The sequence below is a fragment of the Kitasatospora putterlickiae genome (genome assembly GCF_039527695.1).
Taxonomy (GTDB): Bacteria; Actinomycetota; Actinomycetes; order Streptomycetales; family Streptomycetaceae; genus Kitasatospora; species Kitasatospora putterlickiae.
Map to the genome: position 1 here is coordinate 15,091 of NZ_BAAAKJ010000373.1, position 6,286 is coordinate 21,376.

The following is a 6,286-nucleotide window of genomic DNA, read 5'->3' on the forward strand; positions in this document are numbered from 1 at the left end:
TCGCGCCGTACCCGGCGGGCGTCGCCCTCTCCCCGGACGGCGGCCGGGCCTACGTGACCAGCCAGAGCAGCGGCGCGGTGACCGTGCTGTCCACCGCGACCGGCGCGGTCGCCGGCGGCTTCACGGCCGGCTCCGGCTCCTACGCGGTCGCCCTCGCCCCCGACGGCGCGCACGCGTACCTCACCCACCACCTCACCGGCACGGTCAGCGTGGTGGACACCGCGAGCGGCACCGTCACCGCCACCGTCCCGGTGGGTGCCGGCGCCTTCGGCGTGGCGGTCGCCCCCGACGGCGCCCGCGCGTACGTGACCAACCCGGGCGCCGGCACGGTCAGCGTGCTCGACACCGGGACCAACGCGGTCGTCGCCACCGTCCCGGTCGGCGCCGAGCCGCACGGGGTGGCCGTCGCCCCGGACGGCGGACACGTCTACGTGGCGGCCTCCGGCGCGCAGCGGGTCGACGTCATCGACACCGCCACCGCCGCCGTGAGCGCCTCGATACCCGTCGGCCACGGCGTCTTCGGCCTCGCCCTGGCCCCCGACGGTTCCCGGCTCTGGACCGGCAACGGCGGCGACTCCACCGTCAGCGTGGTGGACACCGCGACCCGCGCGGTGACCGCGACCGTCCCGGTCGGCGCCAACCCGTACGCGGTCACCGCCGCGCCCGACGGCCGGTCCGTCTACGCCAGCAACTACGCCGACGACACGCTCAGCGTCATCGACGCCGCGAGCGGCACCGTCACCGCCACCGTCCCGACCGGGACGAGCCCGTACACCCTGGCCGTCACCCCGGACGGCCGGCGCGGCTACCTGGCCGACTTCGGCGGCGGCGCGGTGAACGTGCTCGCCTTCCCGCTGCCGGTGCCCGTGCTCACCGGGATCAGCCCGGCGGACGGTCCGCAGGCCGGCGGCACGGTCGTCACCCTCACCGGCACCGACCTGGCCGGCGCGACCGCCGTGAGCTTCGGCGCCGCCGGTGACGCCGCGTCCTTCTCCTGCACCGCGACCTCGTGCACCGCCACCGCCCCGGCCGCGGCCACCGCCGGGACCGTCGACGTGCGGGTCACCACGCCCGGAGGCACCAGCGCCGTCACGGCCGCCGCCCGCTTCGGCTACCAGGCGCCCGCCGCCGACCTCGCCGTGGCGCTCGCCGCCTCCCCGGTGTCCGGCCTGCTCGGCGCGCGGGTCGACTACACGCTGACCCTCACCAACCAGGGCCCCGGCGAGACGGCCTCCGCCACCGTCGCGGCCGCCCTGCCGGCCGGGCTGGTCGCGACCAGCACCGACTGCGCCGTCGCCGCCGGCCACCTGACCTGCGGGCTCACCGCCCCGCTGGCCGCCGGGGCGAGCGTCACCCGGCACCTCACCCTCCAGGTGAGCGTCCTCCTCAACCTCGGCCGCACCTTCACCGTCACCGCCGCCCGCACCGCCGGCGCCCCCGCCGACCCGGTCGCCGCCAACGACGCGGCGAGCCGCAGCTGCAAGGTCGCCCTGCTGGCGATCACCTGCGACTGAGCCGCTCCGGGACGCGGCGGGCCCGTCCCCGGGGTTCTTCCACCCCGGGGACGGGCCGCGCCGCGTCCCGACGCTGGACGAAACATCCAGTCTGGACGTACAGTCCGGGTGTGACCACCGAGACCCCCGACCCGCGCCTGCGCGCCTGGGCCCCCGCCTGCCAGGCCGTCGCCCTGCTGCTCGGCCCCTACGCCGAGGTGGTGCTGCACGACGCCGTCCGCGACGAAGTGCTCGCCATCTGGAACCCGATGGACCGCCGGGGACCGGGCGACCCCTCCCTGCTCGGCGAACTCGACGGGCTCGACCAGGCGGCGCCCGACGTCTACGGCCCGTACCCGAAGCTGCTGCCCGACGGCCGCCGGCTCTCCTCGGTCAGCGCCGTGCTCCGCGACGAGGACGGCCGGCCCGCCGCCGTGCTGTGCGTCAACCTCGACCGGGGGCCGCTGGAACACGCCTCCGCGCTGCTCGCCGCCTTCGCCGCACCGACCGCCCCGCGCCCGGAACCGCTCTTCGAACAGGACTGGACCGAGCGGATGAACGACGTGATCGGCGGCTACGTGCGCGCCCACGGACGCCCCCTGGAGCGGCTCGGCCGCGAGGACCGGCTCGCCGTGCTCCGAGAACTCGACCGGGCCGGGGTGCTCGCCGTCCGCCGCGCCGTCCCGGCGATCGCGACGGCGCTCAAGGTGTCCCGCTCCACCGTCTACACCCTGCTCGCCGAACTGCGCGACCCGCCCGGACCCGCGCAGCCCTAGGTCCTCTCTTTCGGATCACGTCGGACCAGTGGGCGTCGTTGGAGTGCGTGCATCGGCGGTGCGGAGGAGGGAGTCCATGCGGAGCATCGGCGACCGACGACAAGCCGGCGAGGTGCGTGCTCCGGCGGCGACCGCCTGGCGTGATCCGAAAGAGAGGGCCTGGCACCGGCCCCACCGAGTGAACCCGAAACGAGAACCGCCATGACCCGGCTCCCCGACTTCCGGCTGGAAACGTACTTCTCCCGCTGGGAGTTCACCGCCCGCCACCACCTCACCGCCTCCGACGCGCAGACCATGGCGATGTCCGAGCTGCTCGCCCTGGCGGACGCCGAGGACCGGGAGGCCTGGGACATCCTCGCCCTCGGCTACACCGAGACCTTCGGTGACCCGGGACTGCGGGAGGCGATCGCCGGCACGTACGAGCTCGCCGGGCCCGAGGACGTGATCTGCTTCGGCGGGGCCCAGGAGGGGCTCAACCTCGCCATGCGGGTGCTGCTCGGCCCGGGCGACCACGCGGTGGTCGTCACCCCGAACTACCAGTCCGCCGAGACCCTCCCGCTCTCGCTCTGCGAGGTCACCGGAGTCGCGCTCGACCCCGCCCGGGACTGGGCGCTCGACCTCGACGAGCTCACCGCGGCGCTGCGCCCCGAAACCCGCGTGGTGTCGGTCAACTTCCCCAACAACCCCACCGGGAAGGTGATCGACACCGCCGACTTCGTCCGGCTGGCCGAACTCTGCGACGAACGCGGCATCCACCTGTTCAGCGACGAGGTCTACCGCGGCCTGGAGCGCGACCCCGGCCGCGCCCTGCCGCGCGCCGCCGACCTCTCCGCGCGCGCCCTCTCGCTCGACGTCACCTCCAAGTCGCTCGGCCTGCCCGGGCTGCGGATCGGCTGGATCGTCTGCCGTGACCGGGAGCTGCGCGGCCGCCTGGAGCGCGCCAAGCACTACACCACGATCTGCAACGCCGCGCCCAGCGAGGTCCTCGCCCGGATCGCCGTCAAGGCCCGCGAACGGATCCTGGCCCGCAACCGGGCGCTCATCGCGGAGAACCTGCCGCTCTTCGAGGCGTTCTTCGCCCGCTACGCCGACCTCTTCGAGTGGCGCGCCCCGGACGGCGGCTGCGTCGCCTACCCGCGCTACCTCGGCGCGGACGGCGTCGAGGCGTTCTGCGCCGGGCTGGTCGAGGAGGCCGGCGTCCTGCTGCTGCCGGCCTCCGTGTTCCGCTCGGAGCTGACTCCGACGCCCGCCGACCGGTTCCGGATCGGGGTCGGACGCCGCGACCCGGCGCCCGCCCTGGAGTCCTTCGGTTCCTGGCTGGAGGGCCGCCGCCGCTGACGCGGTCCGCCGGTCAGCCTCCCGCCGGCGGTGCCTGGCGGGCCGCCTTCGCCCGGTACTTGAGCCCCAGCAGCGCCCCCGGCACGCCGCGCGGCACCAGCCAGGAGACGTCCACGCGGTCCACCGCGTCGAAGCGGTACTTGTACGGTTCGGTGCCGCGCAGGAAGTCGAAGGTGCCGAGCCCCTGCCCGGCGGCCGCCCGGACCGCCTCGGCGATCACCGCCGTGCCGAGCCGCAGCGGAGCCCAGGCCATGTCCCAGCCGATCTGGTAGTAGGCGAAGGCGTCCCGCCACTGGAAGCCGTAGAGCACGCCGACCACCTCGCCGGCCCGCTCCGCGACCAGGAACGCCGGACCCTCGCCGCGCCCGGTGCCGGCGGCCCGTTCGATCACCCGCCGGTGCAGCGGCTCGCGGGCCTCGTCGAAGGTGGTCGGCCGCCCGAGCGCGGCCCGGCGCAGCCGGTGCAGCCGGACGGCGGTGCGCAGCAGCTCGAAGCGCTCCGGGAGTTCGGACGGCGACAGGGCGGGCGGCACCCAGCGGAAGGTGATCCCCTCGGCGGCCAGCTTGCGGCCGTAGCGGCGCAGATCGGCCCGGAACTGCCGGGAGCCCAGCGCGTCCGGTCCGGCCGTCAGGTCGGCGCGCGGGCACGGGGTGCGGCCGATCTCCACCGCGCCGGGCGGCAGCAGGCCGGCCTGGTCCGGGTCGAGGTCGGCGAGCAGCAGGGTGGTCCGCCGCCCGCGCCGGGCCAGCCAATCGGCGACCTCGGCGCGGCGGTGCGGGGCGACGGCGAAGCCGCAGTGGTCGGCGGCGCCCGGCCCGGAGCCGAGCACGGTCAGGCAGGGGACGGGGAGCGGCGCGCGCGGGTGGAGGCGCTGGGCGGTGCGCAGCAGCGGGACGACGGCGTCGACCCGGCCGTCCCCGTCCCGCCACACCACGACCTCGCCGTCGCCGGCGGACGCGGCGGGGGCCGCCCCCAGCGTCTCCCACCAGGAGAGCGTCCACTCGGGCGTGGTGAACCAGGAGCCGCCCGGTTCGCCCGCCGCCAGCGCGCGCCAGCCGTCGACCACGTCCGCCGGCGGTGCGGGCGTCCGGTACCGGACCGGCCGGACCGGTGCGGTGCGCGTAACCGCCGACTCAGGGTGCGCCGTTCCCACGTCTGCTGCCCCCCAGACCTCTCCCGTCCCCGGTGCGCCGCCGGTCGGCGGCCGGTCGCGGGTCGGTCGGTATTCTCCCGGATCCCGGCCCGCGGGAGGCGGGGTTCCGGCCAACCGGCACCGCTCGATCCGGCGGCGCTCGGCTACTGCTCGATCCGGCGGCGCCGCCCGGTCAGGCGCCGCCGCGCAGGTGGTGCACGGCCGGGTGGAGCCCGGAGAGGATGGTGTCGAAACGGTCCCGGCCGGTGGTCGAGTTGACCCGCAGCCGGCTGATCCGCAGCGGGTGCGGCGGCAGCAGCCGGTCGTGTCGGTGGTCGAACAGGAAGCCGACCCGGTAGCCGAGGCGGCGCAGTTCGGCCTCGGCACGCGGGTCGAGGTTGCCGTTGGGGTAGGCGAACGCGGTCGGCGCCTCGCCGAGCCAGCCGGTGAGCGCCTCGTGCGCGCCGGCGATCTCGGCCCGGACGGTGTCGTCCTCGCAGTGGTCGAGGCACGGGTGGCCGGCGGTGTGGTTGCCGATCGCGACGCCGGCGCGGGCGAGCGTCACCAGGTCGTCCGGGGTGAGCTGTTCCTGCCTCGGCGCGCGGATCCCGGCGCTCTCCCGCAGGTCGGCCAGCACGGTGCGGCGGTCCCGGTCGGCGAGCGTCTTCATCCGGCGGACCACACCGTTCGGCGGGCAGTCGGCCAGGGCGCGCGCGGTGCCGCCGTGCGCGGCGAGGAACGAGGCCTCGCGCCACCAGAACGGCTGGTCGCCGCCGATGAGGTCGGTGACGACGAAGGCGGCGGCGGGCATGCCGAGCCGGGTCAGCACGGGCAGACCCTCGGTGAGCACCGTGCGGTCGCCGTCGTCGAAGGTGACCAGCACGCTGCGGCGCGGCAGCGGGCGGCCGGTCCGCACGGCCTGCTCGACGGCGGCGAGCGAGACCGGGCGGGCGCGCCGGACCAGGCGCTCCATCTGCAGCGCGAACACCCGGGGGTCGTCCACCCCGTGGTAGGCGAGGACGGCCAGCCGGCGGGTGGCCGCGAGCCGGAAGAGCGGCTGGAGCGGCGAGTTGCGCAGGACGGCGTCGACGGTGGCCCGCCGTCCGGCGAGCCGTGCGCGCGGGCGGTCGGTGCCCGGTCCGCTGGTGACGGCGGTCTGTGCGACGGCACCCGGTGCGACGGTGGCCGTGCCGGTGCTCGGGCCGCTGGTGGCGGCCCCGGTCGAATGCGCGGTTCCTTCGGACATGGACGCGCTCCCCCTTCCTCCCCGTGCGATGGTGCGCCGGCGGGGGTGGAACACGCCGCACCGGCAGACCCGGCCGCTCGGCGCGCGCCTGCTGGGTGGGCGGCCCGCCCCGCTCCACGAATTCTCAAGATAGTGCAAAATCCCATGCTCCGAACCACGTTGAGCGCCGTGAACGGGTTTCGACGGGAGGTTGGCGCAATTGCCGTCCGGCCGGTGACCTGAGCGACGGCTGTGAGGATCCTGAGTGATCGCTGGTGAGGGCGGGGACGGGTGCGCACCGGGGGACCGGCACCGGCCGCCG

At 76.1% G+C, this 6,286-nt stretch carries 5 protein-coding genes; 3 read left to right on the forward strand and 2 right to left on the reverse strand.

Annotated elements, in window-relative coordinates:
• The 3 genes from ABD308_RS33115 to ABD308_RS33125 form a co-directional block, all read left to right on the forward strand.
• A partial coding sequence (locus ABD308_RS33115) for a YVTN family beta-propeller repeat protein (protein ID WP_344343298.1) occupies positions 1 to 1,514 on the forward strand: 1,514 nt, incomplete at its 5' end.
• Between the two features lie 110 nt (positions 1,515 to 1,624).
• Positions 1,625 to 2,269 carry a helix-turn-helix transcriptional regulator gene (locus ABD308_RS33120; protein ID WP_344343300.1) on the forward strand — a complete coding sequence of 215 codons (645 nt, stop codon included), beginning with the start codon at positions 1,625 to 1,627 and terminating at the stop codon, positions 2,267 to 2,269.
• A 201-nt stretch (positions 2,270 to 2,470) separates the two neighbouring features.
• On the forward strand, positions 2,471 to 3,607 hold the full coding sequence (locus ABD308_RS33125) for an aminotransferase class I/II-fold pyridoxal phosphate-dependent enzyme (protein WP_344343302.1): 1,137 nt from the start codon (positions 2,471 to 2,473) through the stop codon (positions 3,605 to 3,607).
• 13 nt (positions 3,608 to 3,620) lie between these two features.
• Here ABD308_RS33125 and ABD308_RS33130 read toward each other — a convergent pair whose 3' ends face one another.
• Together ABD308_RS33130 and ABD308_RS33135 are read right to left on the reverse strand one after the other, a co-directional pair.
• Positions 3,621 to 4,673, reverse strand: coding sequence for a GNAT family N-acetyltransferase (locus ABD308_RS33130; protein ID WP_344343304.1), 1,053 nt, complete (start codon positions 4,671 to 4,673; stop codon positions 3,621 to 3,623).
• 259 nt (positions 4,674 to 4,932) lie between these two features.
• The gene (locus ABD308_RS33135; RefSeq protein WP_344343306.1) at positions 4,933 to 5,985 is read right to left on the reverse strand and encodes a polysaccharide deacetylase family protein; all 1,053 of its coding nucleotides are present in this window, start codon (positions 5,983 to 5,985) and stop codon (positions 4,933 to 4,935) included.
• Between the last annotated feature and the right edge of the window lie 301 nt (positions 5,986 to 6,286).